This window comes from Pseudomonas sp. P8_241 (assembly GCF_034008315.1).
Taxonomy (GTDB): Bacteria; Pseudomonadota; Gammaproteobacteria; order Pseudomonadales; family Pseudomonadaceae; genus Aquipseudomonas.
The window spans coordinates 5,384,876-5,410,232 of record NZ_CP125377.1 but is presented as its reverse complement, the minus strand read 5'-3'; the positions used below and the strand labels follow the sequence as shown (position 1 = coordinate 5,410,232).

The 25,357-nt window shown below is 59.7% G+C and carries 24 protein-coding genes; 14 read left to right on the top strand and 10 right to left on the bottom strand.

Going from position 1 to position 25,357, the window contains the following annotated elements:
• Positions 1–275: 275 nt before the first annotated feature.
• From QMK58_RS24200 to QMK58_RS24190, 3 genes are all read right to left on the bottom strand, one after another.
• On the bottom strand, positions 276–872 hold the full coding sequence (locus QMK58_RS24200; protein ID WP_027619760.1) for a superoxide dismutase: 597 nt from the start codon (positions 870–872) through the stop codon (positions 276–278).
• A 176-nt stretch (positions 873–1,048) separates the two neighbouring features.
• Entirely contained in the window at positions 1,049–1,651 is a 603-nt protein-coding gene (locus QMK58_RS24195) for a LysE/ArgO family amino acid transporter (protein WP_053155202.1), read from the bottom strand.
• A gap of 6 nt (positions 1,652–1,657) precedes the next feature.
• Complete coding sequence (locus QMK58_RS24190; RefSeq protein ID WP_053155204.1) at positions 1,658–2,059, bottom strand: ACT domain-containing protein; 402 nt, start codon at positions 2,057–2,059, stop codon at positions 1,658–1,660.
• 95 nt (positions 2,060–2,154) lie between these two features.
• Here QMK58_RS24190 and QMK58_RS24185 point away from each other — a divergent pair, with 95 nt between their 5' ends.
• From QMK58_RS24185 to QMK58_RS24170, 4 genes are all read left to right on the top strand, one after another.
• On the top strand, positions 2,155–3,048 hold the full coding sequence (locus tag QMK58_RS24185) for a LysR family transcriptional regulator ArgP (protein WP_320395547.1): 894 nt from the start codon (positions 2,155–2,157) through the stop codon (positions 3,046–3,048).
• 54 nt (positions 3,049–3,102) lie between these two features.
• On the top strand, positions 3,103–4,095 hold the full coding sequence (locus tag QMK58_RS24180) for an NAD-dependent epimerase/dehydratase family protein (RefSeq protein WP_053155207.1): 993 nt from the start codon (positions 3,103–3,105) through the stop codon (positions 4,093–4,095).
• Positions 4,096–4,212: 117 nt separating this feature from the next.
• A complete protein-coding gene (locus QMK58_RS24175) occupies positions 4,213–5,085 on the top strand; it encodes an ATPase (protein ID WP_053155209.1) in 873 nt (290 codons plus the stop codon).
• A gap of 97 nt (positions 5,086–5,182) precedes the next feature.
• The gene (locus QMK58_RS24170; protein ID WP_053155212.1) at positions 5,183–6,031 is read left to right on the top strand and encodes a cache domain-containing protein; all 849 of its coding nucleotides are present in this window, start codon (positions 5,183–5,185) and stop codon (positions 6,029–6,031) included.
• 90 nt (positions 6,032–6,121) lie between these two features.
• On the opposite strand, the gene QMK58_RS24165 is transcribed toward QMK58_RS24170, so the two are convergent.
• Complete coding sequence (locus QMK58_RS24165) at positions 6,122–7,639, bottom strand: MDR family MFS transporter (RefSeq protein ID WP_053155214.1); 1,518 nt, start codon at positions 7,637–7,639, stop codon at positions 6,122–6,124.
• 78 nt (positions 7,640–7,717) lie between these two features.
• Positions 7,718–8,911, bottom strand: coding sequence for a 4-hydroxybenzoate 3-monooxygenase (gene pobA, locus QMK58_RS24160; protein WP_320395546.1), 1,194 nt, complete (start codon positions 8,909–8,911; stop codon positions 7,718–7,720).
• Positions 8,912–9,092: 181 nt separating this feature from the next.
• On the opposite strand from pobA, the gene QMK58_RS24155 reads away from it, so the two are divergent.
• On the top strand, positions 9,093–9,989 hold the full coding sequence (locus QMK58_RS24155) for a helix-turn-helix domain-containing protein (RefSeq protein WP_053155218.1): 897 nt from the start codon (positions 9,093–9,095) through the stop codon (positions 9,987–9,989).
• 327 nt (positions 9,990–10,316) lie between these two features.
• On the opposite strand, the gene QMK58_RS24150 is transcribed toward QMK58_RS24155, so the two are convergent.
• Positions 10,317–11,222, bottom strand: coding sequence for a LysR family transcriptional regulator (locus QMK58_RS24150; protein ID WP_082344423.1), 906 nt, complete (start codon positions 11,220–11,222; stop codon positions 10,317–10,319).
• A gap of 211 nt (positions 11,223–11,433) precedes the next feature.
• On the opposite strand from QMK58_RS24150, the gene QMK58_RS24145 reads away from it, so the two are divergent.
• Positions 11,434–12,318 (top strand): MBL fold metallo-hydrolase, encoded by an 885-nt coding sequence (locus tag QMK58_RS24145; protein ID WP_053155221.1) that lies wholly within the window; start codon positions 11,434–11,436, stop codon positions 12,316–12,318.
• A gap of 201 nt (positions 12,319–12,519) precedes the next feature.
• Here QMK58_RS24145 and QMK58_RS24140 read toward each other — a convergent pair whose 3' ends face one another.
• Positions 12,520–13,401: a LysR substrate-binding domain-containing protein gene (locus tag QMK58_RS24140; RefSeq protein WP_053155223.1), complete on the bottom strand. Its 882-nt coding sequence runs from the start codon at positions 13,399–13,401 to the stop codon at positions 12,520–12,522.
• Positions 13,402–13,562: 161 nt separating this feature from the next.
• Here QMK58_RS24140 and QMK58_RS24135 point away from each other — a divergent pair, with 161 nt between their 5' ends.
• From QMK58_RS24135 to QMK58_RS24110, 6 genes are all read left to right on the top strand, one after another.
• Complete coding sequence (locus tag QMK58_RS24135; protein ID WP_320395545.1) at positions 13,563–15,200, top strand: 5-guanidino-2-oxopentanoate decarboxylase; 1,638 nt, start codon at positions 13,563–13,565, stop codon at positions 15,198–15,200.
• Positions 15,197–16,645: an aldehyde dehydrogenase family protein gene (locus QMK58_RS24130; RefSeq protein WP_320395544.1), complete on the top strand. Its 1,449-nt coding sequence runs from the start codon at positions 15,197–15,199 to the stop codon at positions 16,643–16,645. The genes QMK58_RS24135 and QMK58_RS24130 overlap by 4 nt, the downstream gene beginning before the upstream one ends.
• 296 nt (positions 16,646–16,941) lie before the next feature.
• Entirely contained in the window at positions 16,942–18,045 is a 1,104-nt protein-coding gene (locus QMK58_RS24125; RefSeq protein ID WP_320395543.1) for an extracellular solute-binding protein, read from the top strand.
• 147 nt (positions 18,046–18,192) lie between these two features.
• A complete protein-coding gene (locus QMK58_RS24120; protein ID WP_053155230.1) occupies positions 18,193–19,101 on the top strand; it encodes an ABC transporter permease in 909 nt (302 codons plus the stop codon).
• Positions 19,098–19,946, top strand: coding sequence for an ABC transporter permease (locus tag QMK58_RS24115; RefSeq protein WP_320395542.1), 849 nt, complete (start codon positions 19,098–19,100; stop codon positions 19,944–19,946). The genes QMK58_RS24120 and QMK58_RS24115 overlap by 4 nt, the downstream gene beginning before the upstream one ends.
• 16 nt (positions 19,947–19,962) lie before the next feature.
• The gene (locus QMK58_RS24110) at positions 19,963–21,018 is read left to right on the top strand and encodes an ABC transporter ATP-binding protein (protein ID WP_320395541.1); all 1,056 of its coding nucleotides are present in this window, start codon (positions 19,963–19,965) and stop codon (positions 21,016–21,018) included.
• Between the two features lie 132 nt (positions 21,019–21,150).
• Here QMK58_RS24110 and QMK58_RS24105 read toward each other — a convergent pair whose 3' ends face one another.
• Positions 21,151–22,080 (bottom strand): AraC family transcriptional regulator, encoded by a 930-nt coding sequence (locus QMK58_RS24105; RefSeq protein WP_053155236.1) that lies wholly within the window; start codon positions 22,078–22,080, stop codon positions 21,151–21,153.
• Between the two features lie 411 nt (positions 22,081–22,491).
• Here QMK58_RS24105 and QMK58_RS24100 point away from each other — a divergent pair, with 411 nt between their 5' ends.
• Together QMK58_RS24100 and QMK58_RS24095 are read left to right on the top strand one after the other, a co-directional pair.
• Entirely contained in the window at positions 22,492–22,845 is a 354-nt protein-coding gene (locus QMK58_RS24100; RefSeq protein ID WP_053155238.1) for a putative quinol monooxygenase, read from the top strand.
• A 40-nt stretch (positions 22,846–22,885) separates the two neighbouring features.
• Positions 22,886–23,116, top strand: a complete 231-nt coding sequence (locus tag QMK58_RS24095) for a hypothetical protein (protein ID WP_053155240.1) — start codon at positions 22,886–22,888, stop codon at positions 23,114–23,116.
• On the opposite strand, the gene QMK58_RS24090 is transcribed toward QMK58_RS24095, so the two are convergent.
• Positions 23,117–23,746 (bottom strand): flavin reductase family protein, encoded by a 630-nt coding sequence (locus QMK58_RS24090; protein ID WP_053155242.1) that lies wholly within the window; start codon positions 23,744–23,746, stop codon positions 23,117–23,119.
• A gap of 233 nt (positions 23,747–23,979) precedes the next feature.
• The gene (locus tag QMK58_RS24085) at positions 23,980–25,299 is read right to left on the bottom strand and encodes an MFS transporter (protein WP_053155244.1); all 1,320 of its coding nucleotides are present in this window, start codon (positions 25,297–25,299) and stop codon (positions 23,980–23,982) included.
• Positions 25,300–25,357: the final 58 nt, after the last annotated feature.

Sequence of the window (25,357 nt, the reverse complement as noted above, 5' to 3'; positions counted from 1 at the left end):
GTGATGTCAGTCAAAGGGACAATCATCCTTGGGAGATTTTGCCTGCAGCTTGGCCGATTTGCAGTTATTTGAAATATCTGGCGAATTAGCACTGTGTCGGTTGTCGAGTCCTTCAACTTGAGGGGCGGGTATAGATATTTTCCATGCGTTTGATGTTAGACGTCTGTGGCGCAGGGGCAAGGGCGATGGCGCCTGTTTCATTGTCGGAAAAATTACCTTGTATATGGCGAAAAAAAACCCGGCATGAAAGCCGGGTTTTTTGACTGGCATCGAGCTTAAGCGGTGAAGGTTTTGCCTTCGAACTGCTCAGCCACGAACTTCCAGTTGACCAGGTTCCAGAACGCTTCGACATACTTTGGACGAACGTTGCGGTAGTCGATGTAGTAAGCGTGTTCCCAGACGTCGCAGGTCAGCAGCGGAGTGTCGCCGTTGGTCAGCGGGTTGCCGGCGCCGATGGTGCTGGCCAGGGCCAGGGAACCGTCCGCCTTTTTCACCAGCCAGCCCCAGCCGGAACCGAAGGTGCCGATGGACGTCTTGCTGAATTCTTCCTTGAACTTGTCGAACGAACCGAAAGCCGCGTTAATGGCTTCAGCCAGTGCGCCGGTTGGTTGACCGCCGGCGTTTGGCGCCAGGCAGTTCCAGTAGAAAGTGTGGTTCCAGACCTGAGCGGCGTTGTTGAAGATACCGCCCGAGGAAGTCTTGACGATTTCTTCCAGGGTCTTGCCTTCGAACTCGGTGCCAGGCACCAGGTTGTTCAGGTTCACGACGTAGGTGTTGTGGTGCTTGTCGTGGTGAAATTCCAGAGTTTCTTTGGAAATGTGCGGCTGCAGGGCATCGTGTGCGTAAGGCAGTGGCGGCAATTCGAAAGCCATGGTGAATCTCCTAATCAGGTCAGGTGCGGTGAGCGCAAGGCCGATCACGGGCGGCCAGACAAGCGCCGGGGAGTTTGTACTCTTTGCGGCGCAGGTGTCGGATCATAGCACCGGGGGGGCGGCATAACCACGCAACAACTGTGTGGAATAGAGGTTCCAGAGCAGTTTGGAATAACTCACCCGGCACTGATCAGCTGCAATGCTACTGCGAACATCATCACCGCGACCAATAGGTCAAGAATTCGCCAGGTACTCGGACGGGCGAGCCAGGGAGCCAGCCAGGCTGCACCGAGCGCCAGGGTGAAAAACCACAGCAAAGACGCACTGGCCGCGCCCATTACGTAGGCACCAGGCTCGGTTTGTTGCGCTCCCAGGGAGCCGATCAGCAGTACGGTGTCCAGATAGACATGCGGGTTAAGCAATGTCACCGCCAAGGCACTCAACATGACCGCTCGCAATGAACGCACGGTTTGATTTTCGCCCTGTTGCAGGCTTTGTTTCGAGAAGGCCCGACGCAGGGCCTGGCTGCCGTACCAGATCAGAAAGGCTGCGCCACCCCAGCGGGCAATCGCCAGCAACGTCGGGTTCTGCGCCAGCACCGTCGCCAGACCGAACACGCCGGCAGCCACGAGCAGGGCATCGCAGGCCACGCAAAGCGCTGCGACCGGCAGGTGATGTTCACGCCTGAGGCTTTGCGCCAGCACAAATGCATTCTGCGTACCGATCGCCATGATCAGGCCAAAGGCCACCAACAGGCCGTTTACATAACTTTGCCACATAGCGTTTTACTCCCCGTTGGACGCCAGATCCCGCAGTACCTGCACGGCGCGCTCGGCATCGGCCTGGCCGACGAACAAATGATCGTGGTAGTAGCCGGCGATTACGTTGCAGCTGATGTTGGCCTTGCCCAGTGCAGTGGCGAACGCCGCCGTAAGACCGACGGCTTCGAGGGCCGAGTGCACATTTAGGGTGATCCAGGCAGCGATGTAGTCGAAGCTGAATCCGGCCTGTTCGGCGTGGGAGCGTTCCAGAATAACGGTCAGACCTTCCGTTTCGCGAAAGCTGCCGATGATTTCCAGACCGGTAGGCAATTTCCCGTCACGCAGGGTACAGAACACGTATTCGCCGGCATTGAGTTGCGGGCTCATGCTGCGCAGCAGCGTTGCCAATGAAGTTTCGCCAGCCATGGGATGATCCTTGTTAAAGAGTTCTTGTCGGGCATTCTCCCCGTGAACGCTGTATAAGAAAAACCAATCATACTGATCGCTCATTAGGAAAACTGATGTTCGACTATAAATTGCTTTCTGCGCTGGCTGCGGTGGTCGAGCAGGCCGGGTTTGAACGGGCAGCCCAATTGCTGGGATTGTCTCAATCGGCGATTTCACAGCGCATCAAACTGCTGGAGGCTCGGGTCGGCCAGCCGGTGCTGGTACGCGCTACGCCGCCAACTCCGACTGAAATCGGTCGCCGGCTGCTCAACCATGTGCAACAGGTACGGTTGCTTGAGCGGGATTTGCAAAGCCTGGTGCCGGCACTCGATGAACAGGGTTTACCGGAGCGCCTGCGGATAGCCTTGAACGCCGACAGTCTGGCCACCTGGTGGGCGCAGGCCGTGGGGGAGTTTTGCGCGCAGCAAAAGGTCTTGATGGATCTGGTGGTCGAGGACCAGACCGTCGGCCTCAAGCGCATGCGTGCCGGCGAAGTGGCCGCCTGCCTCTGTGCCAGTGAGCGCCCTGTGGCCGGGGCACGCAGCGTTCTGTTGGGAGCCATGCGCTATCGCGCACTGGCCAGTCCGGCCTTTATTACCCGGCACTTTCCTGATGGCGTTCGCGCCGATCAGTTGGCCAGAACTCCGGCACTGGTGTTTGGTCCGGACGATTTCCTGCAACATCGATACCTCGCTTCTCTCGGCGTGGACGGTGGATTTGAACACCATTTGTGCCCGTCTTCCGAAGGATTCATCCGCCTGACCGAGGCCGGTCTTGGTTGGGGGCTGGTCCCTGAATTACAGGTGCGCGAGCAACTGGAAAGCGGCGTTTTACTGGAGCTTTTGCCAGATAAACCGATTGATGTGCCGCTGTACTGGCATCATTGGCGCAACGGCGGTCAACTGCTGGGGTTACTCACGGATCAATTGGTGCGCGCTTCCAGGCAATGGCTGGTGCCGTTGGACTGACGGGCAGCGTCAAGACCTCACGTACTACGCAAAACGAAATATTCGGAGCACTACATGAAAATTCTGGTCACCGGCGCAAGCGGCTTCATCGGCGGGCGCTTTGCGCGTTTCGCCCTGGAGCAGGGCCTGGACGTACGGGTCAACGGTCGCCGGGCCGAGAGCGTGGAACATCTGGTGCGCCGTGGCGCCGAGTTCGTCCCGGGTGATTTGAGCGACCCGGAACTGGCGCGCCAGTTGTGCTCGGACGTGGAGGCCGTGGTGCATTGCGCCGGAGCCGTCGGTTTGTGGGGGCGTTATCAGGATTTTCATCTGGGTAACGTCCAGGTCACCGAAAACGTGGTCGAAGCTTGCCTCAAGCAGCGAGTTCGCCGACTGGTGCACTTGTCGTCACCGTCGATCTATTTCGATGGACGCGACCACCTGGGCCTGACTGAAGAACAGGTGCCCAAGCGCTTCAAACATCACTATGCCGCGACCAAATACCTGGCCGAACAAAAGGTCTTCGGCGCTCAGGAGTTCGGCCTCGAAACCCTGGCTTTGCGTCCGCGTTTCGTCACCGGCGCCGGCGATATGAGCATTTTTCCGCGCCTGCTGAAGATGCAGCGCAAGGGCCGCCTGGCGATCATCGGCAATGGCCTGAACAAGGTCGACTTCACCAGCGTCCAGAACCTCAACGAAGCGTTGCTCAGCAGTTTACTGGCCACCGGTTCTGCCCTTGGCAAGGCCTACAACATCAGCAACGGCACGCCGATTCCTTTGTGGGACGTGGTCAACTACGTCATGCGCCAGATGGAAGTCCCGCAGGTCACGCGTTACCGTTCCTACAGCCTGGGCTACTCGGTGGCTGCGCTCAACGAGGGCGTGTGCAAGTTGTGGCCGGGGCGGCCCGAGCCGACGCTGTCGCGGCTGGGCATGCAGGTCATGAACAAAAATTTCACCCTGGACATCAGCCGCGCCCGGCATTATCTGGATTACGATCCGAGGGTCAGCCTGTGGACGGCGCTGGATGAGTTCTGCGGTTGGTGGAAGGCTCAAGACATTCGCTGACGACGGGCTGCCGGTCACCTGTTGAACCGAGGACCGGGGTTCGGGGTCAATGGATGCGGCCGTGAGGGTTATAATGCACGGCACAAAGCCATCATCTGTTTCACAAAGGTTGATTCAATGTCCATGCGTAACGATGCCAACGACGACTTCGATGATGTACCGAGCCTGCGTGCAAACGTTCTCGATGACGATGATTTTCCCTCCACTGCCCGCACAGTCGTGCACTCGCGCTCGGCACCGGTGGTCAAGGTCAAGGCCGCGAGCACCGGCCCGCTCTGGGCGTTGGTCGGCGCGTTATTCTTCGCTTTCGCAGGTCTTGCCTGGTGGAGTTTTCAGCAGATTTCCCTGATGGAACAGCAACTGGTAGCGACCCAGGAAAGTTTCGCGCGAATCAGTGAGGAGGCGGCGGGACGCTTGCAGGACATTTCCGGCAAAGTGGTCGCCAGCCAGACCAATGTCACCTCCGACAGCGAAGCCCTGAAGCTGCAGATCAAACAACTGGAAAGCCGGCTGCTTGAGCAGAGCACGCAGCAGCAAGGTGTTGCAGGTCAGGCTTCGGATCTCGACAAGCGTCTGGCGCAGATGAGTGCGCAGACAGCCGAACTGGATAAGCGCCTCGCGCAGATGACGACCCAGAACACCGAGCAACAGACCGCCAACACGCAATTGCAGGCGCAGGTCAAAACGCTGGGCAGCGAGTTGACCACGCTGAAAAATGCTCCGGCGGACACCGAGAAGTTCGATGCGCAACTCAAGAGCCTGGGCGCCGATATCGTCGCGCTGAAGAAGCAAGGCAACCCGAGTGCTGCCATCGAGCGACTGGAGCAAGATATCCTGATACTCAAAAGCCAGCAGGACAACCGCCCGTCTGCCCCACAAGGTGGGAACACCGCCGAGTTCGATGCGTTCCGTGGCCAGGTGACCCGCAATATCAACACCCTTCAGGCGCAGATCCAGAATCTGCAACAGCAATTGCGCGCTCGGCAGTAATTGGCACAGAGGCTGGTCACAACCATTACCTGAATACTCATGCATGCCCCATTGCCGTCTACGCTCTTGAAACACCAACAGGAACGAGGGACGCGTAATGGGGTTTCTGCAAAAGTTGACCTGGCTGTGCGGCATGCTTGTGCTGTGCCTGGGCCAGGCGCAAGCCGCCGGTACCGAGAAGGAAGACAGTAAGGCTGCCATCGCCTTGCTGGAAAAAGCCCTGGCCTATTATCACGAGAATGGCGACAAGGCTTTTGCGGCGTTCAGTCGTCAGGGCGAATTTGTCGACAAGGACCGTTATGTCTTCGTGCTCGATACCAAGGGCGTGATGCTTGCCAGCGGCGGACCGTCCGCGGCGTTGATCGGCCGGGACGTGTCGGAAACCCTCGGGCCGGACTTGCAGAAAACCTTCAAGGACGCCCTGAACGTGCCGGAAGGCAATGGCATTCAGCAGGCGGAATATCACTGGCAGAACTGGGCGGACGGCAAGGTCGAGCGCAAGCACGTGTACTATCAGCGCATCGGGCAACGGATTCTTGCGGTCGGTTACTACCTGCCACGGGCGTCAGCGGAGCAGGCCATGGCCTTGCTGAACAAAGCGGCAACCGATCTGGCCAAGGACGAAAAAGGCACCCTGACGGCAATCAATTCCCTCAAGGGTGGATACCTGCAGGATGATCTTTATGTGTTTGTCGTCGACCTCAATACCCAACGGTATGTGGCTCATGGGACCAACTTGCGGCTGATCAACACCGATTTCAACAAGGTCGAAGATCCGGAAGGCAAACCGGTCGGCGAGCCGATACTGGCACTGATGGCCAAGCAGGATTACGGCGATTACGAGTACCGCTGGAAAAACCCGGTGACCGGCAAGGTCGAGAACAAGCATGCGTACCTGAAGAAGGTCGGGCATTTCCTGGTGGCTGTCGGGTATTACAGCCCTTGAATGTCAAAAGATCGCAGCCTGCGGCAGCTCCTACGCGGTGAGGCGTTAATTTGTAGGCGCTGCGGCAGGCTGCGATCTTGACTTTTGTGCTTATCGCGCCTTGTCCTCGCGCCCGCGCAACAACATGTTCGGCATCGCAATTGCCGCCGCCAGCCCAAGCAGCGACACGGCGGCGCTGACCATCAGCAAGTGCCGGAACGTGAGCAGCAGTTCCGCACGCAGGGCGTCTTGCGCATCCCCTGGTGCGGCGTTCAAGCCATCCAGCAGCACATTCCCGGAATGACCTTCGGCGATCAGCGTCGAACCGGCCAGATGGGCGAAACTCGAATCCTGCAACAGCGCCAGCAGCAGTGCCGACATCAACGCCACGCCCACCGCACCGCCCAGCGAGCGGAAGAGGTTGGTGGTGCTGGTGGCCACGCCAATATCCCTCTGTTCAACCGAATTTTGCGTCCCCACCAATGAAGTCGGGAACTGCATGCCCGCGGCGATCCCGCAGAGCAACATGAACAGGCTGCTCAGCACAAAGGCCAGGGGGGGACTGAATGCCATGCCCAGAATCGAGATCGGCATCAGCACGGCGCCGGCGAGGATCATCGGCTTGTAGCGCCCGGTCACAGAAGTGCGCCGACCGGCGAAATAGGCGCCGATCGGCAAGCCCATGGCCAGCGGCAGCAAATGCAGGGCAGCGCTGTCGGCACCGGCACCGGTCACGCTCTGGAAACGCAATGGCATCAACACGATCAACGAGATGGCCTGGAAACTGGTGAAGAAGATCGTGCACCAGCACAGGATCGCATTGCGGTTGGCGAACAGATGCATGGGCAACAATGGCTCGCGCGCACGCCGTTCATGGACAACGAACAATCCCAGAACCAGTACCGCACAGGTCAGCAACGCGAGCACTTCGGCGCTGCGCCATGAATGGCCCTGGCCGACCTGGGTGATACCGAGGAGCAACGCGGTCAGGCCGATGATCATCAGCAGGGTGCCGAGGTAATCGATGATCGGTTTGCGTTGCGGGATCGGTAGGCCGACCAGCGTACGATTGGCCACCAGCCACGCGCCGAGGCCCAATGGCAGGTTGATCAGGAATACCCAGCGCCAGGACAGGTACTCGGTCATGTAGCCGCCGAGCACCGGACCGGCCACGCTCGCTACCGCGTACATGCTGCTGAAGTAACCCTGATAGCGACCACGTTCCCGGGGCGGCACGATGTCGCCGATGATCGCCTGACTCACGGAAATCATCCCGCCAGCGCCGATGCCCTGAAGAATCCGCGCCAGCACCAATTGCTCCATGCTCTGGGCCAGGCCACAGAACATCGAGGCCAGGGTAAACAGGCCCATGCCGAACAGCATCAACTTGCGCCGCCCGTACAGATCACCCAGTTTGCCGTAGATCGGCACGGCCACTGTCATCGCCACCATGTAGCCGGAGATGACCCAGGCCAGCAGGCTAACGTCCTTGAACTGCGCGGAAATGGCCGGCATCGACACGGCGACGATGGTTTGGTCCAGTGCCCCAAGGAAAATCGCCAGCATCAGCGCGATCAACACACTGCGGATGGCCGGTTTGGGCGTTTCAGGCTGCTGGAGATTAGTCACGTGGAGTCCTGCGGGCAAAGATTGACCCGCAAGGGGCATGGCGAGCGGGGATGCTCGCCAGTGTAAATCGATAGCAGGCTATTCGATAGCCTCGTACGGGAGACCGACGTAGTTTTCCGCAATGGTTTTGCGGCCCGCTTGCGAGCTGACAAAATAATCCAGCTCCGATTCGGCAATGCGCTGGCTGAACGCATCATGGTCGTCGAAGCGGTGCAGCATCGACGTCATCCACCAGGAAAACCGTTCGGCCTTCCACACGCGACGCAGACAGATTTGCGAGTACTTCTCCAGCAAATCGAGGCGATCGTCGCGGTAAACCTTGACCAGTATGTTGAACAGGGTACTGACGTCACTGGCCGCCAGGTTCAGGCCTTTGGCGCCGGTGGGCGGGACGATGTGCGCGGCGTCGCCGACCAGAAACATGCGTCCGTATTGCATGGGCTCGACGACGAAGCTGCGCAGCGGGGCGATGCTTTTTTCGATGGACGGGCCGGTTACCAGTTTTTGTGCAAGATCGGCCGGTAGACGATTTTTGAGCTCGTCCCAGAAGCGTTGATCGGACCAGTTCTCGACGTTTTCATCAGCGGGCACTTGCAGGTAGTAACGGGTACGCGTTGCCGAACGCATGCTGCACAGGGCAAAACCGCGTTCATGGCGGGCGTAGACCAGTTCTTCGTGGACTGGCGGCGTGTCAGCCAGAATGCCCAGCCAACCAAACGGATAGACGCGTTCAAACACGTTCAGACAGTCGGCGGGAATCGATTGCCGCGCCACGCCGTGGAAGCCGTCGCAACCGGCGATGTAATCGCAATCGACCCGATAAGTCTCCCCGTCCTTCTCAAAAGTGACAAACGCTTCATCGGTTTTCATGCCGTGGGGGACGACGTTGCAAGCCTGGTAAATCGTCTGCGCACCGACCTCCCGACGAGCGGCCATCAGGTCACGAGTGACCTCGGTCTGGCCGTAGATCATCACGGTCTTTCCACCGGTCAACGCTTGCAGATCAATGTGCACCTGACGTCCGTCGAGGGCCAGTTCGAAGCCGCCGTGAACCAAGCCTTCGGCGTCCATGCGCTGACTTACTCCAGCCTGACGCAACAGCTCTACCATGCCTTGTTCGAGCACGCCGGCGCGGATTCGGCCGAGTACGTAATCAGGGGTTTGACGTTCGAGAATGAGGGTGTCGATGCCGGCGTTGTGCAGCAACTGACCGAGCAGCAAACCAGAGGGTCCAGCACCGATAATGGCAACTTGGGTTTTTAGCGTTTTCATTGTTTTTATGACTCGCAAGCTCCACACGACCAGGGCCGGTGAATTATTTTTATGGATCGAGTGCTTGCATTTTTCACTTGCGAGTCTGTCAATTGAAGGTGAAAACTGAGCCGATACCTGTACATTCTGCCAATCGGTGCGATTATCGCCCGACACCTATTCCGAAGCCTGGATTGAAGTGATGAACAAGCCTGACCTGCCTTCGATTCCGGTGTTCAAGCTCTACGGTGAAAGCCTGGATTGGCCCACCCCGGACTTGTTGCACTGTGAAACCATTTCCAAACGCAGTCGCGAACATCATTGGGAAATAAAACCCCATCGCCATGCTGATTTGTGTCAGCTGCTCTTCGTGTTCAAAGGTCAGGCCGCGCTTGAAATCGAAGGCCAACGCACGCAACTGAACGAACCGGCGATCCAGATCCTGCCGCCGCTCTCGGTTCACGGCTTTCGTTTTTCCGAAGATGTAGAAGGGTTCGTGGTGACGTTGGCTGCGCCGCTGATCGCCCATTTGCAGTTGCAACTGGGGCATTCGGTGAATGCTCTGGCCCAGGCGGAAAGTTACCCGGCCGGCAAAGATGCCGAGTACCTCAATAGCCTGTTCAGCGCATTGCAGAACGAATACACCAGCCACCAGCCAGCGCGAGAGATGCTCATGCATTCGCTGGTCAGCGTGATCATGGTGTGGGTCAGCCGTCAGGTGATCCAGCGGCGAACGGCAATGGCGCGCCCGCAGCGCGCAAGGGAATACCTCAACGGGTTTATTCAACTGGTGGAGGAAACCTATCGCCAGCACGTCAAGGTCGAAGACCTGGCGCATCGGTTGGGGATTTCCGTGTCCCACCTCAATGGCACGTGCCGTGAGCTGGCGGGACAACCGGCGTTGCAGATCATGCACGAACGGCAATTGCTGGAGGCCAAGCGTTTGCTCACCTACACCAGCATGACCATTTATGAAATGTCCGACGTGTTGGGATTCTCGGACCCGACCAACTTCACACGCCTGTTTCGGCGTCGTGTGGGGATTTCGCCAAAGGCGTTCCGCGACCGATTGAAGTCCGATCAGGGCAACGAGACCTGATCCCCTTCGTTATCGGAGGGTACTGAGGGTCGCGTTGTGGGGGATGCAGTGCCCGAAATTGCAGCTCGCGGCGTCGCGGGGCAGATCGCGCAACTGCTCGACTCGCCAGGCCGCGGCGCCATACAGCCCGAGCGTGACTGCGCAGGTGACGAAAATGGCGAGGTATCTTCTTGTTCTTATGTTCACGGTATTGGCCTCTGAACGAATACTCTTCGGTATTACTCTGAGCATAGGTCATCGCGGGTGAGTTACCAACCCCTGGCGCGTGCTATTCAACCGCTGATGACCCCGTAGGAGCAGGCTTGCCAGCGCCCAAGGGGGCGTTGCTTACAGGCCAGCGTCCCACGCCGGTTCCTGGGGAAATCTCACCACCAGAAAATCCAGCAAACTGCGTAACGCCGCCGGCATGTGCTTGCGTGAGGCATATACCGCGTACACGTTCATTGGCCGAGGTTCGGCGGCGGGCAACAGACGGACAAGCTCACCGCTGTGGATATGCACCCCGGCCTGATAAGTCGGCAACATTGCCACCCCGGCGCCTGCCATCGCAGCACGCAACAACGTGCTGGCCTCATTGGCGCTGATATTGCCCTGTACCGGCACCGAAATCTGTTCGCCGTCCCGCTCGAAATGCCAGAGGCTTTTGCCGAAGTAGGAATGGGTGAGGCAGTTGTGCTGGCTCAGGTCTTCTACCCGTTGCGGTGCCGGGTGCTCGCGCAGGTAGGCGGGGGAAGCGCAGATCACTGACCGGCAGACGGTCAGGCGGCGGGCGATCAGGTTCGGGTCCAGGTCATTGCTGGTGCGGATCGCCAGGTCGATACGCTCGTCCACCAGGTTCACGGTGCGGTCGAGCATTTGCATGTCGATGCTGACCGCCGGATAGCGCTTGACGTACTCGGCCATGGCATCGGCCAGTTGGGCCTGACCGAATGAAGTGCTGACGCTGATTCGCAACAATCCGCGCGGCGCGTCTTCCGGGACGCTGACGGCGGCTTGCATGTCGGTGGACAGTTCGAGCATCTGCCGGCAGCGGGGCAGCACTTCGTTGCCGGCGGCGGTGAGGCTCAACTTGCGCGTGGTGCGGTGCATCAGGCGTGCGCCTACCCAGTCTTCCAATTCCGCCAGATAACGCGAAACCACTGGCCGCGACAGCTCCAGATGATCGGCCGCGGCGGATTGGCTGCCGAGGTCGACCACCGTGACGAACACGCGCATTGCTTGTAGACGATCCATGATTTGCCCGATTTCAGAAACAAACTATGTTCAAGGATCGCATTTTTTGTACTGAGTCAGGCAACTAAGCTCCCTCCATCTTCTGTAGGAGCCGGCTTGCTGGCGATGCTGTCCCAGGCGCCGCGCTTTCCCGGTCAGCATGGGTTTTCGTTAAAGACCATCGCCAGCAAGCCGGCTCCTACAAAGGCGTATTTCAACCAAGGAGCAACAGATGATCGGTTTCACCACGTTTAAGCGTATTTTACTGGCCAGCGCCGCTCTCGGTTTTGCCGCCCACGCCAGTGCATCGACGCTGACGCTGGATGTCTACAACCCCGGCGAAAAGGCAATTTTCCCGGTGACGTCCGTACTGGTCAGTGGCGACAAAGACGCGATCCTGGTGGACGCGCAATTCGGCAAATCCCAGGCCGAACACGTGGTGGAGAAAATCCGCGCCAGCGGCAAGCAATTGACCACCATCTACATCAGCCACGGCGACCCGGACTATTACTTCGGCCTCGACACCCTGATGGCTGCATTCCCCAAGGCCAAAGTGCTCGCTTCGCAGCCGACCGTAGACCACATCAAGAAAACCGTCGACGGCAAACTGGCCTTCTGGGGGCCGAAGATGGGCGCGGACGTACCGGCCAAAACCATCGTGCCGGACGTACTCAAGGGCAACAGCCTGATCCTCGAAGGGCAGAAGTTGCAGGTGGTGGGCCTGGAAGGCAAACAGCCTGATCGCAGCTTCGTCTGGATTCCGTCGATCAAGGCTGTGGTCGGTGGCGTGGTCGTGGCAGAAAACATCCACGTGTGGATGGCCGATACCCAAACTGCGCAGTCCCATGCCGATTGGTTGGCTACGCTGCATGCCATTGAAACCCTGAAACCGAAAACCATCGTGCCCGGCCACTACCTCGGCGAGAGCGCCCGTTCGCTGGCCGCCGTGCAGTTCACCGCCGATTACATCAAGGCTTTCGACGAAGAAACCGCCAAGGCCAAGGACGCTGCCGAACTGATCGCCGCCATGAAAAAACGCTTCCCGACCCTGGGCGAGGACAGCTCCCTGGCGCTGAGCGCCAAAGTCGCCAAGGGCGAGATGAAGTGGGGTGAGTGAGCTGATGCGGTGAGGCGTTGAAGGTGCTTTTTGTGGCGAGGGGGCTTGCCCCCGTTGGAGTGCGAAGCGCTCCCCTGCAATGTGACAAGTACACCGCGTTTTCAGGTCTTACGACTGCTGCTCAGCCGAGCGGGACGGTGCGGCGATCCGACAAGCCCCCCTCGCCATATTCGCCAGCAAGCCGGCTCCTACAAGGGCAGCTCAGCGTGACTGAGCCTGTTCCACCAACCACCCCATCAACTCACGCAGCTTCGACGAAGGCAGGGGTTTTTCGGGGAATACCAGGTAATACGCCAACCCCGTTTTCACCTTCAATTCAAAGGGCATGACCAGCCGTCCGGCGTTCAGGTCATCGCCAATCAGCGACCAGTCGCCGATCGCCACGCCTGTCCCCTGGGACGCCATCGACATCGCCAGGTCCAGTGTTTCGAAATGCTGGCCTTTGCCGACATTGGTCAACTGCACATCCGCCGCTTTCAACCAGGCCTTCCAGTCACGCTCGTCGCGGGTCGGGTGCAGCAGCAGGTGCTGTTGCAGGTCGGCGGGCGTTTGCAGGGGCATGGGGCCTTCGAGCATGGGCCTGGAACACACCGGTGTCAGTTGCTCATCGAACAGTTTTTGCGCCATCAACGCACTGTCCGGCGGCGTGCCGTACATCACCGCCGCATCGAATTGTTCGCGATGAAAATCCACACCGTGTTTGACCGTTGTGGTCAGTTCCACCGGCACGTCCGGGCGTTCCTTTTGCCATTGCAACAGTCTCGGCAGCAGCCACCGCATGACACAGGTCGGCGCCTTGAGCTGCAGGGTTTCGCGCTTCTCGCCGATCTGCTCCACGGCCTCGTCGATCAGGCCGAAAATCTGCTGGACCCGTGGCAGCCATTCCCTTCCCTCGGCCGTGAGATCGAGACCCCTGGCCTGACGGATGAACAGCTCATAACCCAGATGATCTTCCAGACCGGCGATCTGTCGACTCACCGCGCCTTGGGTGATGTGCAGTTGCTCGGCAGCCCGGGTGAAATTGCAGCACTGCGCGGTAATCAGAAATGTGTGCAGCGCCGGCAGGGGAGGCAGTCGTTTCATTGGGATCCAAGGTATGACGTGAGGACATGGCTAGTATGACTTTTTATCCATTGTTGCGGCTATGTGTCGCCCGTTCCAATGAGGCCATCCCTGGACCTGCGAATCCATCATAAACACTGCGCAGGCCCGGCGTCTCAAATCGAACAAGAAGGGCAATTCACATGGCGACGTGCGGCGAAGTATTGGTCAAATTACTCGAAGATTACGGGGTCGAGCAGGTGTTCGGCATTCCCGGTGTTCACACCGTGGAGCTGTATCGCGGGCTGGCCCGTTCGAGCATCAACCACGTCACACCGCGTCACGAACAGGGCGCCGGGTTCATGGCCGACGGCTATGCCCGCACCCGCGGCAAACCGGGCGTGTGCTTCATCATCACCGGCCCAGGCATGACCAACATCACCACCGCGATGGGCCAGGCCTATGCCGACTCGATCCCGATGCTGGTGATTTCCAGCGTGCAATCGCGCAGCCAGTTGGGCGGCGGTCGCGGCAAGCTGCACGAGTTGCCGAACCAGGGCGCATTGTGTGCCGGTGTCGCGGCGTTCTCCCACACCCTGATGTCGGCGTCGGAATTGCCGGGCGTGTTGGCCCGTGCCTTTGCGCTGTTCCAGGCGGGTCGTCCGCGTCCGGTGCACATCGAAATTCCGTTGGACGTATTGGTTGAAGACGCCGACGAACTGCTCAACAGCCTGCCGGTCCACATCGACCGCGCCGGTGCTTCGCCGTCCGCCGTTTCGCGCATGACTGACCTGCTGGCCGGCGCCAAGCGTCCGTTGATCCTCGCCGGTGGCGGTGCCATCGACGCCGCCGCCGAGCTGACAGAGCTGGCCGAGCTGCTGGATGCTCCTGTGGCACTGACCATCAATGCCAAAGGCATGCTTGAGTCCGCTCACCCGTTGCTGATCGGTTCGACTCAAAGCCTGGTCGCGACCCGTGCGCTGGTCGCCGAGGCCGATGTCGTGCTGGCCATCGGTACGGAACTGGCCGAGACCGATTACGACGTGACCTTCGCTGGTGGTTTCGAGATTCCTGGCAAGCTGCTGCGTGTCGACATCGACCCGGACCAGACCGTGCGCAACTACCCGCCGCACGTGGCGCTGGTGTCCGACTCGCGCAACGCTGCCCAAGCCTTGCTCACTGCGCTGTCGCACAAATCCTTGGCCGAACGTCGCAACGATTGGGGCCAGGTTCGCGCCGCCCGTTTGCGTGAAGACCTGGCCGCGACCTGGGATGCGTCGACCCTGGCCCAGACCCGTTTCCTCGAAACCGTTTTGCATGAACTGCCGGACGCTGTGTTCGTCGGCGATTCGACCCAACCGGTATACACCGGAAACCTGACGTTCAACCCTGAGCGTCCGCGCCGCTGGTTCAACTCGTCCACCGGTTACGGCACCCTCGGTTACGCCTTGCCGGCAGCAATTGGCGCGTGGCTCGGTGGCGGCGTTGAAAGCGGCACTCGTCCGCCGGTGGTGTGCCTGATCGGTGACGGCGGCCTGCAGTTCACCTTGCCGGAATTGGCCAGTGCCGTTGAAGCACGCACCCCGGTGATCGTGCTGCTGTGGAATAACCAGGGCTACGAAGAGATCAAGAAATACATGGTCAACCGCGCCATCGAGCCGGTGGGCGTCGACATCTATACCCCGGACTTCATCGGTGTGGCCAAGGCCCTGGGCTGCGCCGCCGAAGCGGTCAGTGGCGTCGAGCAACTGCGCGGTGCGCTGCGTGCGGCGACAGATCGCCAAGGCCCGACACTGATTGAAATCGATCAGACCGAGTGGATGAAGGCGGTGTCGAAATGACCTTTCCAACCAACCTCGATGGCCTGTACATCAACGGCCAATGGTCGGCGGGCAACGAACACCTGCGAGTGATCAATCCGGCGACCGAAGCCCTGTTGACCACTGTGAATGGCGGCGATGATCGCGCTGTTGATCAAGCCGTGAGCGCAGCCACCGAGGCTTTTGCCGACTGGTCGAAAACCACCGGCGCCGAGCGCGGCGCGATCCTGCGCAGGATCGCCAATGGCGTGCAGGCCCATCGCGAAAAGCTGATGCACTTGCAATCGAGCAACAACGGCAAGCCACAGTTCGAAGCCGCGATTGATGTCGATGATGTGATCGCCACGTTCGAGTACTACGCCGGTCTGGCCGAGGGACTGGACGCCAAGCAAGACAGCAATGTCGAGCTGCCGACCGATGACTTCAGCGCGCGTATGCGCCGCGAAGCCTGCGGTGTGGTTGGTCTGATCGTGCCGTGGAATTTCCCGATGGTCACCACTGCGTGGAAACTCGCGCCAGCCCTGGCCGCCGGTTGCTGCGTGGTACTCAAGCCTTCGGAAGTGACGCCGCTGCCGGAGCTGGAACTGGCCGCGATCATCGCGGATGCCGGGTTGCCCGCGGGCGTGTTCAACCTGGTGTGCGGCACCGGCCTGGCCGTTGGCGCTCCGTTGTCGGCTGACTCGCGCATCGCGAAAATCTCCTTCACCGGCAGCAACGCGGTCGGTGTGCAGGTCATGCAACGGGCGGCGGAAACCGTCAAAGGCGTGAGCCTGGAACTGGGCGGCAAATCTTCGCTGCTGGTGCTCGCCGACGCCGATCTCGACCTGGCGGTGGAAGTGGCCTGCGGTGGTGGTTTCTTCAATGCCGGGCAAATGTGTTCCGCCACCAGCCGCGTGCTGGTCGCCGATGAATTGGCCGATGAATTCCTCACACGGGTGAAGGCCCGTGCCGAAGCAATTCGCGTGGCCGACCCGTTCGACCCGGACGTGGAAATGGGCGCGCTGGTCAATCAGGCGCAATACCAGCGCGTACTCGGCCACATTGATCGTGGTCTGAGCGTTGGCGCCAAGCTGGTTTGCGGTGGCAATCGCCCGGCCGACCTGCCGCGCGGATATTTTTTACAGCCGACGGTGTTCACCGAAGTGCCCCTCGACAGTGCGCTGTGGTGTGAAGAGATTTTTGGTCCGGTGATTTGCGTACGCAGTTTCACCTCCGAAGCCGAAGCGATTGCCCTGGCCAACGACAGTCAGTTCGGTCTGGTCGCCAGTGTGGTGACGCGCAATGCACAGACGGCTGATCGTGTTGCCAACGCGTTGCAGGCGGGGCTGGTGTGGATCAACGCGCCGCAGGTGATCTTCCCGCAGACCGCCTGGGGCGGCTACAAGCAGAGCAGCATCGGCCGTGAATTGGGGCCGTGGGGCTTGCAGGCTTTCCAGGAAATAAAACACGTGATTCGGGCCGTCTGACGACCCTTTCCTGTAGGAGCGAGCCTGCTCGCGATGGACGTCAACGATGACGTGGGGTGCCTGAATGTACGCGGCGCCTTTGCACCCATCGCGAGCAAGCTCGCTCCTACATGAGGCATGCGCAGGCGTCATGGCTTCAATGAGTTTTTATCGATAGTCAGGTGTTTTACACGACCTCAGGATGAACTCACTGGTTCAACCAAACCCCCGAAAACAGAGGGGCCAGCGCTGTTCCAGTTGCGCAGTACCAACAGTTTCGACCTGCCTTATACCTACAAAAACAAAGGGAGTCCGTAATGGGCGAGCATGATCTGAACAGACGTCAATTCATCAAGACCGTGGGCGTAGCCTCGGTTGCCGCGGCGGCCATGAGCCTGCCGTTCGTCAAGGCCAATGCCAGTGACACACGTTTCACTGGCAAGACCCTGCGTTTGTTGACCTGGTCTGATGACACCGGCCTGGCTGCACTGCGCAACATCGCCGCGACCTTCGAAGACAAGTACGGCTGCAAGGTCATCGCCGACCGTACCGGCAGTACCTCGGAAATGGTCGCCAAACTCAAGGCCGGCGGTGATCGTGCGCAATACGACATCATCACCCTGGCCGGCGTCGGCGCTGAGGGCCTGGCCGCCGCCAACCTGCTGGAAAAACCCGACCTCGACCGCATTCCCAACATCGTCGATGTGCCGGAGAAATACCGCACCGGCGCCAACGGTCACGGCATCGGTTACCTGTTGTGGTGCAATAGTCTGGTCTACAGCACCCGCACCCAGAAAGAAGTCCCCACCAGCTACGCCTCGCTGTGGGATGCCGACGCTGCGCCGAACATTTTTCTGCCGCCGCCGAACTGGACCGAGGCCATGGACCTGATCATCATCGCCGCCAAACTGGCCGGTGGTGACGAACACAACATCGAGCCTGGCTTCAAGAAGCTGGCCGAGCTCAAGGACCGCGTGGTGACCCTGGGCGAAAACCCGAACCAGATCGCCGAACTGTTCCGCACCGGTTCCCTGGACATGGGCGGCTTGTACGCGCCGGCGTTCTTCCCGAAACAGATCCGCGATCCGGCCTACGGTCTGGGCGCCACCTTCGGCATGAAGGAAGGTTTCTACACCGACCTGATGCTCTCGGTAATGCCGAAGAATCGTCCGGGCGATACCGATATGGCCTACGCCTTCATCAACCACTCTCTGGACCCGCTGGTGCAGGGCAAGATGGCGGAAGACATCTACAACGGTCCGGTCAACGCCAAGGCGATCATCTCTGCCGAAGCGCGCAAGAGCCCGTACATCCTCACGCCGGAGCAGATTGCCGAGAAGGCGATCATGCACGACAACGCCTTCCTGGCCAGCGTGCATGACCAATGGATTCGTCGTTACACGGAAATCTTTTCTTCCTGATCTGAATGACAGGGAGGCTCTTCGAGCCTCATCGCCAGCAAGCCGGCTCCTACAAGAACAGCGCATGACCTGTAGGAGCTGGCTTGCCAGCGATCGAGTGCGCAGCACTCGCCATGCGCCTGATCTTCCATTGACGAGACCTTTGCTATGGAACACCAACCTTTGACTCATTCGGTCAGCGTCGCTGAGTCGCGCCCGCGTCGGGGTGTTTCGCCGACCGCGCGCGCCTGGCTTTTCCTCACGCCGTCGATGCTGTTTCTCGGCGTGCTGATCGCCGCCAGCCTGCTGGTCCTGCGCATGAGCGTGGGCACCAAGGGCGCGGAATGGTCAGGTTTCAGCCTGGCCAGCTATGCCCAATTGCTGGAACCCTACTACCTCAAATCCTTGATGCTGACCCTGCGCCTGGCGCTGATCAGCGCGGTGATCGCCGTGATTCTGGCGATCCCGGTGGCCTACACCATGTCGCGCCTGACTTCGCCGTTCGTGCGGCGGATTTTCCTCGCAGCGGTGTTGCTGCCGTTGCTCGTCAACCTGCTGCTGCAAAGCTACGGCTGGCTGGTGATTCTCGGACCGGGCGGCATGCTCAACCAGACACTGATGGGCCTGGGCCTGATCAAGCGTCCGATCATGCTGCTGTACAACCAGAACGGCGTATTGATGGGCCTGGTGCAGACGGCGTTCCCGTTGGCTGTGCTGCCGATTGCCAGCGCCATGCGCGGTGTCGCCCGCAGTTACGAAGAGGCTGCCGCCACCTTGGGCGCCAGTCGCTTCCAGGTGTTCCGCCAAGTGGTATTGCCGATGAGTTTGCCGGGCATCATTACCGGTGCGACGCTGGTGTTCGCCTACAACGCCAGCAGTTTTGTGGTGCCCTTGCTGCTCGGTGGCCGACGCGTGCCGATGCTGGCGGTGATGGTGCATGACCAGATCGCCCCGCTGATGAACTGGCCCGCTGCGTCCGCTGCCGGTGTGGTGCTGATCGTCACCACGCTCGCGATCATGACTTTGTCCGAATACATCACCGGCCGTCGTCGGCGCATGCTGGAGGCTTCGCAATGAGTACCTTGACCAAGAAGCGCCAGTCGCTGTTGCCGGGTGACACCGGCAAGTTCGCCGGCATCCTTTCAGGCTTCATCCTGCTGCTGGCGGTGCTGCCGATTTTAACCATGATCGTCATGTCATTCAGCGGTGCGTCGAACCTCGACTTTCCGCCGAGCAGCTACAGCCTGCAATGGTACAAGGCTGCCTGGAACACCTTTGTGTCGCCGGACTCCAGTGACGTATTGAGCCTCGGCCAGGCCATGACCACCAGCTTGATGGTGTCGTGCCTGACCATGGTCTTCGCCACGATCATCGCGGTGCCGGCCGCGTACGCGCTGACCCGTTGCGAGTTCCGTGGCAAGGCCGTGGCGCTGCAACTGATGTCTCTGCCACTGGTCTTCCCGATGGTGGTATTGGGTCTGGCGCTGTTGCTGGTATTCGACAGCCTGCCGTTCCACATGACCACGTCTCGCCTGGTGATTGCCCACGTGATCCTCGCCTTGCCGTTCGTGGTGAAAAACTGCACGGCGGCGATGCTCTCCATCGGCAGCGAAGTCGAGGAGGCCGCACAGATGCTTGGCGCTTCACCGCTGCGGGCTATTGTCGATGTGGTGGTGCCGTTGATGAAGTCGGGGATTCTGGCGGGCATGCTGCTGGCGTTCATCGTCTCGTTCAACGAATTCACCGTGACCTACTTCCTCTACACCATCGACGTCATGACCGTGCCGATCTGGATGTACAGCCGCACTGTGTCCTCGCTCGACCCCACCGTATTTTCGTTTGCCGTGCTGATCGTGTTGATCGACTTCGTCCTGATCTGGGCGCTCGAAAAACTGGTGGGTGAAGGTGGCGTTTCGTTCTGATTTCTTGAGGTGATTTATGTCTGGTCTGATTCTGGAAAACGTCGAGAAACACTACGGCTCGGCGTGCGCGGTAAAGGATGTAAACCTGCATTTGCCCGAAGGCAAACTGGTGTGTTTCCTCGGCCCGTCGGGCTGCGGCAAAACCACTTTGCTACGGATGATCGCGGGGCTCGAAACCCTGAGCGGTGGCGAGATTCGCCTGGACGGCGAAGACATCGGCAACACTCCGGCGCATTTGCGCAACTTCGGCATGGTGTTCCAGTCCCTGGCGCTGTTTCCGCACATGACTGTGGGCGAGAACATCGCCTATCCGCTGAAACTGCGCGGGGTCAGCAAGGCTGATCAGCAGGCGCGGGTGGTGGAGTTGCTGGAGCTGATCCAGCTGCAACCAATGATCAATCGCCCGGTGGCCAAGCTCTCCGGCGGCCAGCGCCAGCGCGTGGCGATTGCCCGGGCGATTGCCTCGCGCCCGAAAATCCTTTTGCTCGACGAACCGCTGTCGGCGCTGGATGCCAAGCTGCGCGAGTCGATGCAGGTGGAAATCCGTCAGTTACAGCAGCGCCTGAACATCACCACCATCATGGTGACCCACGATCAGCGCGAGGCCATGACGATGGCCGATATCGTTGTGGTGTTGGGTGAGCACAAAGTGCAGCAGGTGGGCACGCCGATCCAAATCTACCGCCATCCGGTGAACGAATTCGTTGCGGACTTCATCGGCTCAGGCAACATTTTTCCGGCCACGGTGCTGGGTAATGGCAAGGTCAGCTTGCCGGGCGGCGATGCGCTGCAAGTGCCGATCTGCAGCAGCATTGTGGTCGGTGAAAAAGTGAAGATGCTGATTCGTCCGGAAGACCTGCAACTGTCGGCACCACAGGCGACGGCGGGGAACCGATTGCTGGGCAAAGTGACGTTTGTGCGGGATATCGGTGCGACCATCGAGACGACGGTGGAGTGTTCCGGGGTTTCGTTTACCGCGCTGAGCACGCCGTGTCAGGGCTTTGGTTTAAGTATCGGGCATCCGGTGTCGGTGACGTTGCCGGTGGAGGCTTGCCGAGTGTTGGGAGCTTGATCCGGATTTGATGTTGGCCTTTCTGGCCCCATCGCTGTCAAGCCAGCTCCTACAGGTTCTGTGAGCGCCACAGATCACTGTAGGAGCTGGCTTGCCAGCGATAGCGTCATCCGCAACGCCACAACCACTTGATCAAACCGTCAACCGCAACCGCGCCAAATCCCTTAACGGCGGAGCCCCGAACAATCGGCTGTACTCCCGGCTGAACTGCGAAGGGCTTTCATAGCCGACTCGATACCCCGCCGCCGAAGCCTCAAGCCCCTCGGCCAGCATCAACCGCCGCGCCTCCTGCAAGCGCAGCTGCTTCTGATACTGCAACGGACTCATCGCCGTCATCGCCTTGAAGCGGTGATGCAGTGTCGACACGCTCAGGTTCACTTCCTTCGCCAGATCGTCAATGCGCAGCGGCTGTTCAAAATTGCCGTTGAGCCATTTGATTGCCTGACTGATGCGATGGCTCTGGCTGTTGGCGATGGCGATTTCGTACAGCCGATGGCCCTGTTGACTGCGCAGCAGCCGATAGAGAATCTCCCGGCGAATCAGCGGCGCGAGCATGGCGATGTCTTTCGGGGTCTCAAGCAAACGTGCCAGGCGCAGCACGGCGTCGAGCATCGCGCTGTCGAGTTTTTCGACATACAACCCGCGCCCGGTCGGACGGGTGGGGACGCCCATGGGCCCGGCGTCGGCGATCAGCGCGGTGATTTCCGCCGGATCGATGTCCAGGCGCAGGGCGAGGATCGGTTCGTCGGCCGAGACATTGACCACTCGACCGCTGAGCGGCATCGAGACCGAGACCATCAGGTAATTCAACGGATCGTAGTTGAAGTACTCATTGGCCAGCTGAACTTCCTTGCGACCCTGGGCCATGATGCACAGCGCCGGTTGTGCCAGTACCGGGGCGAACTCGTGGGACCGGCTGTGGCGCGACATGAACAACGAGCCGATGGCCGTGGCGTAGCTGCCATCTTCGGCGGTGTTGCGGCGGATGATTGCCGCCAGCTCGGCACGCTGGTGCTCCATGTCGGTGTCCAGCGGGGCTTCAGAGTGATCGAGTGACGACATGCACGGCATCCTCGGCAAGGCATGGAAGGGAATGGAGCTGAGCATACGTTTGTGCAAGTGGCAGCGGTAGACACATCCTGCCCGATGCTTGCCTGATTCTGCACGGGGAGGGTTTCGTCCCCAAACACGGCCAACCCGCCGACAACCCCGATAACCCCGCAGGAGCTGCCGAAGGCTGCGATCTTTTGACGTTTTCTTTCAAAATCAAAAGATCGCAGCCTTCGGCAGCTCCTACACAAAACGCGATGGCAGAACCGTGACAGGTTTTTACAGGCTGCTGATGCAGTCTCGCAGGATTGTGCAACGCACCGGCAGGAATCGACTAACGACTGACCCATCGTGGCCCTTAACCTTTGATCCTGTTGCAGCCCGTCCCCCGGCTGCCACGCGACTCCCCGGGAGGGTTGAACCATGTCCAAGCAAATCCCAGTCAGTCATATGGCTTTCGTTCGAGCGCGCGCTGGACGTTCGGCGGAGCTCGGCCTGCGCCTCAGCGCCCTGATCGAGCCGTCCCGCGCTGCGCCAGGTTGCCTGAATTTTGCCTTGCAGCACTCGCAATGCGATCCGCAGTTGTGGCTGGTGTCCGGTTTCTGGAGCAATCAACAAGCCATGATCGCCTATTTCAGTACTCCGGCAATGGAGGTTTTTGCCGAGCTGGTGCAGGAACTGTTGGTCGACAGCCTGGATTTCCATACGTTCAAGGATGTGTCGGCGGCCCAGGCCTTGCACCAGTCAGGGGCGGCAGTACACAAACTGGCCGGTTGAGGGTTTAATGCAGCATTCTCAACTAGCCAGGAAGCGCGACATGGCACGCAAAGCCTTTGAAACCTTCGAAGCCGTATCGGCCGTCGTCCCCCGTGAAGGCGGGTACTACGCGGCAATCGCCACCAAAGCCATCGGTGCTTCCGGTGCGCCTCGTTTCAACAAATTGCTGGAAGAACAAACCTTCAAGACCGCCAAGGAAGCGGACGAAGCCGCTGCCTTGAAACTGACCCACCTCAAAGGCGTCGACGAAGACGGCGGGCTGATCTGGTAGTTACTTGACCGCCCCGGGACGGTACATCTTGAACAACGCCTCACGACCCAGCTGGAAATAATCCGCTGGCCCACCGCCGCGCAGAATCGGTTCTGCCGCGGCGGTGTCGTACACCCCATCCTTCAACAGCCATTTGGCGATGTGCACGGCGACCACTTCGCCGAGAATCAACCAGCTCGGCACCACGTTTCCATCGGCCCGTTGCAACTGAATGATCTGTGTGACCTTGCATTCGAAGGACACCGGACTCTCGGCGACGCGTGGTACCTGAATGACTTTCGAAGCAGCTGTCGTCAGCCCGGACAATTCGAATTCATTGACGTCTGGCCCGACCATCGCGCAGCTCTGATTCATTTGCTCGGCCAGTGGCCGGGTGGCCAGGTTCCAGGCGAATTCACCGGTCTGCTCGATGTTGTTCAGGCTGTCTTTGCGCCCGACGCTGGAGAACCCGATGATCGGCGGAATGTAGTTGAAGGCGTTGAAGAAACTGTAGGGCGCCAGGTTCAAGCGCCCCTCGGCATCCTGTGACGAAATCCAGCCGATAGGGCGCGGGCCGACGATGGCGTTGAACGGATCGTGGGGCAGGCCGTGGCCGTTGGCGGGTTCGTAGAAATGGATGTCGTCGGGCATGAAGGAGTTCCAGGGGGCGTTATTCGGATGGCGTTCATAGTGCAAGGATGAGCAGCTGATTTCCAGTCGACTCTACCTCTGTAGGAGCGAGCCTGCTCGCGATGGAGTGTCAGTCGACAACAACTGATCTGATACACCATCGCCGGCAAGCCGGCTCCTACAGGGGGGGATGTTGATTCAATGAAAAAGGGGCAGACCCCGGTGAGGTCTGCCCCTTTTCTTTGCCGCTTGATTTAGTCCGTGACGATCCGCGAATGTTTGCGGGTGTCTTTCATGGTGATGTACACCAGCAACGACACGGCGATGCAGGCGGTGACATACCAGTAGTAACCGGATTCCATGCCGATGCTCTTGAACCACAGTGCGATGTATTCAGCGGTGCCGCCGAAGATCGAGACGGTCAGTGCGTACGGCAGGCCGACGCCCAGGGCGCGGATTTCAGTCGGGAACAGTTCGGCTTTCACCACGGCGTTGATCGAGGTGTAGCCACTGACGATGATCAGCGCCGCCATGATCAGGAAGAACGCGCCCCACCAGGTCGTGATGGTGTGCAGGGTGGTGAGGATCGGTACGGTGAACAGCGTACCCAGGACGCCGAAGGCAATCAAAATCGGCCGGCGACCGATTTTATCCGACAGCCCGCCGATGATCGGTTGCAGGCACATGAACAGAAACAGCGTGGCGGCGGAAATGGTGGTGGAGTCGGAGATGCTCATGCCGACGGTGTTCACCAGGTATTTCTGCATGTACGTGGTGTAGGTGTAGAACGCCAGCGTACCGCCCATGGTCAGGCCGACCACGGTCATCAGTTCCTTCGGGTGGCGCATCAAGGTGCGCATCGCGCTTTCCTTGGCCTTTTCTTTCTTGGTGAAGGACTCGGTTTCTTCCATGCCACGACGCAGGTACAGCGCGACCACGGCACACAGTGCGCCAATGGCGAACGGGATGCGCCAGCCCCAGGCGTACAGCTCCTCGGTGGTCAGGAAGTTCTGCAGGACAATCAGTACCGCCAAAGCGATGAGCTGACCGGAAATCAGGGTCACGTACTGGAAGCTGGAGTAGAAACCACGACGTTCCTTGGTTGCCATCTCACTGAGGTAAGTGGCCGAGGTGCCGTATTCGCCACCGACCGACAGGCCTTGCAGCAAACGTGCGAACACCAGCAGGATCGGCGCGCCGATACCGATGACTTCGTAGCTCGGGCTCAGGGCGATCAGCAGCGAGCCGAAGCACATCAGGTACACCGAGGCCATCAACGCTTTCTTGCGCCCGACTTTGTCGGCATACAGGCCCATCAACCAGCCACCGATCGGGCGCATCAGGAAGCCCACGGCGAAGATCGCGGCGGTGTTCAGCAGTTGTGCGGTGGTGTCGCCTTTAGGGAAAAAGGTCTTGGCGAAGTACAAAGAGAAGGCGGCATAGACGTACCAGTCGTACCACTCGACCATGTTGCCGACAGAACCGCTGAAAATCGATTTGATGCGACTGGCGGTGGTTCTTTCTTTAGCCGGCGTGGCAGCCGACCCAAGGGGCAGGGCGTTGGAGTTATCCATTGAAGGATCCTTCATTTAATTGTTTTTGTGGAGCGCGATTAAACGCAGCCTGCTGGGG

What these genes read in the sequence shown, in the direction of transcription:
- QMK58_RS24155 (WP_053155218.1), top strand. Translation starts at nt 9,093, where the DNA reads ATGAACAAGCCTGACCTGCCTTCGATTCCGGTGTTCAAGCTCTACGGT.
- QMK58_RS24185 (WP_320395547.1), top strand. Translation starts at nt 2,155, where the DNA reads ATGTTCGACTATAAATTGCTTTCTGCGCTGGCTGCGGTGGTCGAGCAG.
- QMK58_RS24175 (WP_053155209.1), top strand. Translation starts at nt 4,213, where the DNA reads ATGTCCATGCGTAACGATGCCAACGACGACTTCGATGATGTACCGAGC.
- QMK58_RS24090 (WP_053155242.1), bottom strand. Translation starts at nt 23,746, where the DNA reads ATGCCCGACGACATCCATTTCTACGAACCCGCCAACGGCCACGGCCTG.
- QMK58_RS24085 (WP_053155244.1), bottom strand. Translation starts at nt 25,299, where the DNA reads ATGGATAACTCCAACGCCCTGCCCCTTGGGTCGGCTGCCACGCCGGCT.
- QMK58_RS24120 (WP_053155230.1), top strand. Translation starts at nt 18,193, where the DNA reads ATGGAACACCAACCTTTGACTCATTCGGTCAGCGTCGCTGAGTCGCGC.
- pobA (WP_320395546.1), bottom strand. Translation starts at nt 8,911, where the DNA reads ATGAAAACGCTAAAAACCCAAGTTGCCATTATCGGTGCTGGACCCTCT.
- QMK58_RS24125 (WP_320395543.1), top strand. Translation starts at nt 16,942, where the DNA reads ATGGGCGAGCATGATCTGAACAGACGTCAATTCATCAAGACCGTGGGC.
- QMK58_RS24130 (WP_320395544.1), top strand. Translation starts at nt 15,197, where the DNA reads ATGACCTTTCCAACCAACCTCGATGGCCTGTACATCAACGGCCAATGG.
- QMK58_RS24150 (WP_082344423.1), bottom strand. Translation starts at nt 11,222, where the DNA reads ATGGATCGTCTACAAGCAATGCGCGTGTTCGTCACGGTGGTCGACCTC.
- QMK58_RS24195 (WP_053155202.1), bottom strand. Translation starts at nt 1,651, where the DNA reads ATGTGGCAAAGTTATGTAAACGGCCTGTTGGTGGCCTTTGGCCTGATC.
- QMK58_RS24100 (WP_053155238.1), top strand. Translation starts at nt 22,492, where the DNA reads ATGTCCAAGCAAATCCCAGTCAGTCATATGGCTTTCGTTCGAGCGCGC.
- QMK58_RS24190 (WP_053155204.1), bottom strand. Translation starts at nt 2,059, where the DNA reads ATGGCTGGCGAAACTTCATTGGCAACGCTGCTGCGCAGCATGAGCCCG.
- QMK58_RS24135 (WP_320395545.1), top strand. Translation starts at nt 13,563, where the DNA reads ATGGCGACGTGCGGCGAAGTATTGGTCAAATTACTCGAAGATTACGGG.
- QMK58_RS24115 (WP_320395542.1), top strand. Translation starts at nt 19,098, where the DNA reads ATGAGTACCTTGACCAAGAAGCGCCAGTCGCTGTTGCCGGGTGACACC.
- QMK58_RS24140 (WP_053155223.1), bottom strand. Translation starts at nt 13,401, where the DNA reads ATGAAACGACTGCCTCCCCTGCCGGCGCTGCACACATTTCTGATTACC.
- QMK58_RS24170 (WP_053155212.1), top strand. Translation starts at nt 5,183, where the DNA reads ATGGGGTTTCTGCAAAAGTTGACCTGGCTGTGCGGCATGCTTGTGCTG.
- QMK58_RS24110 (WP_320395541.1), top strand. Translation starts at nt 19,963, where the DNA reads ATGTCTGGTCTGATTCTGGAAAACGTCGAGAAACACTACGGCTCGGCG.
- QMK58_RS24200 (WP_027619760.1), bottom strand. Translation starts at nt 872, where the DNA reads ATGGCTTTCGAATTGCCGCCACTGCCTTACGCACACGATGCCCTGCAG.
- QMK58_RS24180 (WP_053155207.1), top strand. Translation starts at nt 3,103, where the DNA reads ATGAAAATTCTGGTCACCGGCGCAAGCGGCTTCATCGGCGGGCGCTTT.
- QMK58_RS24095 (WP_053155240.1), top strand. Translation starts at nt 22,886, where the DNA reads ATGGCACGCAAAGCCTTTGAAACCTTCGAAGCCGTATCGGCCGTCGTC.
- QMK58_RS24145 (WP_053155221.1), top strand. Translation starts at nt 11,434, where the DNA reads ATGATCGGTTTCACCACGTTTAAGCGTATTTTACTGGCCAGCGCCGCT.
- QMK58_RS24105 (WP_053155236.1), bottom strand. Translation starts at nt 22,080, where the DNA reads ATGTCGTCACTCGATCACTCTGAAGCCCCGCTGGACACCGACATGGAG.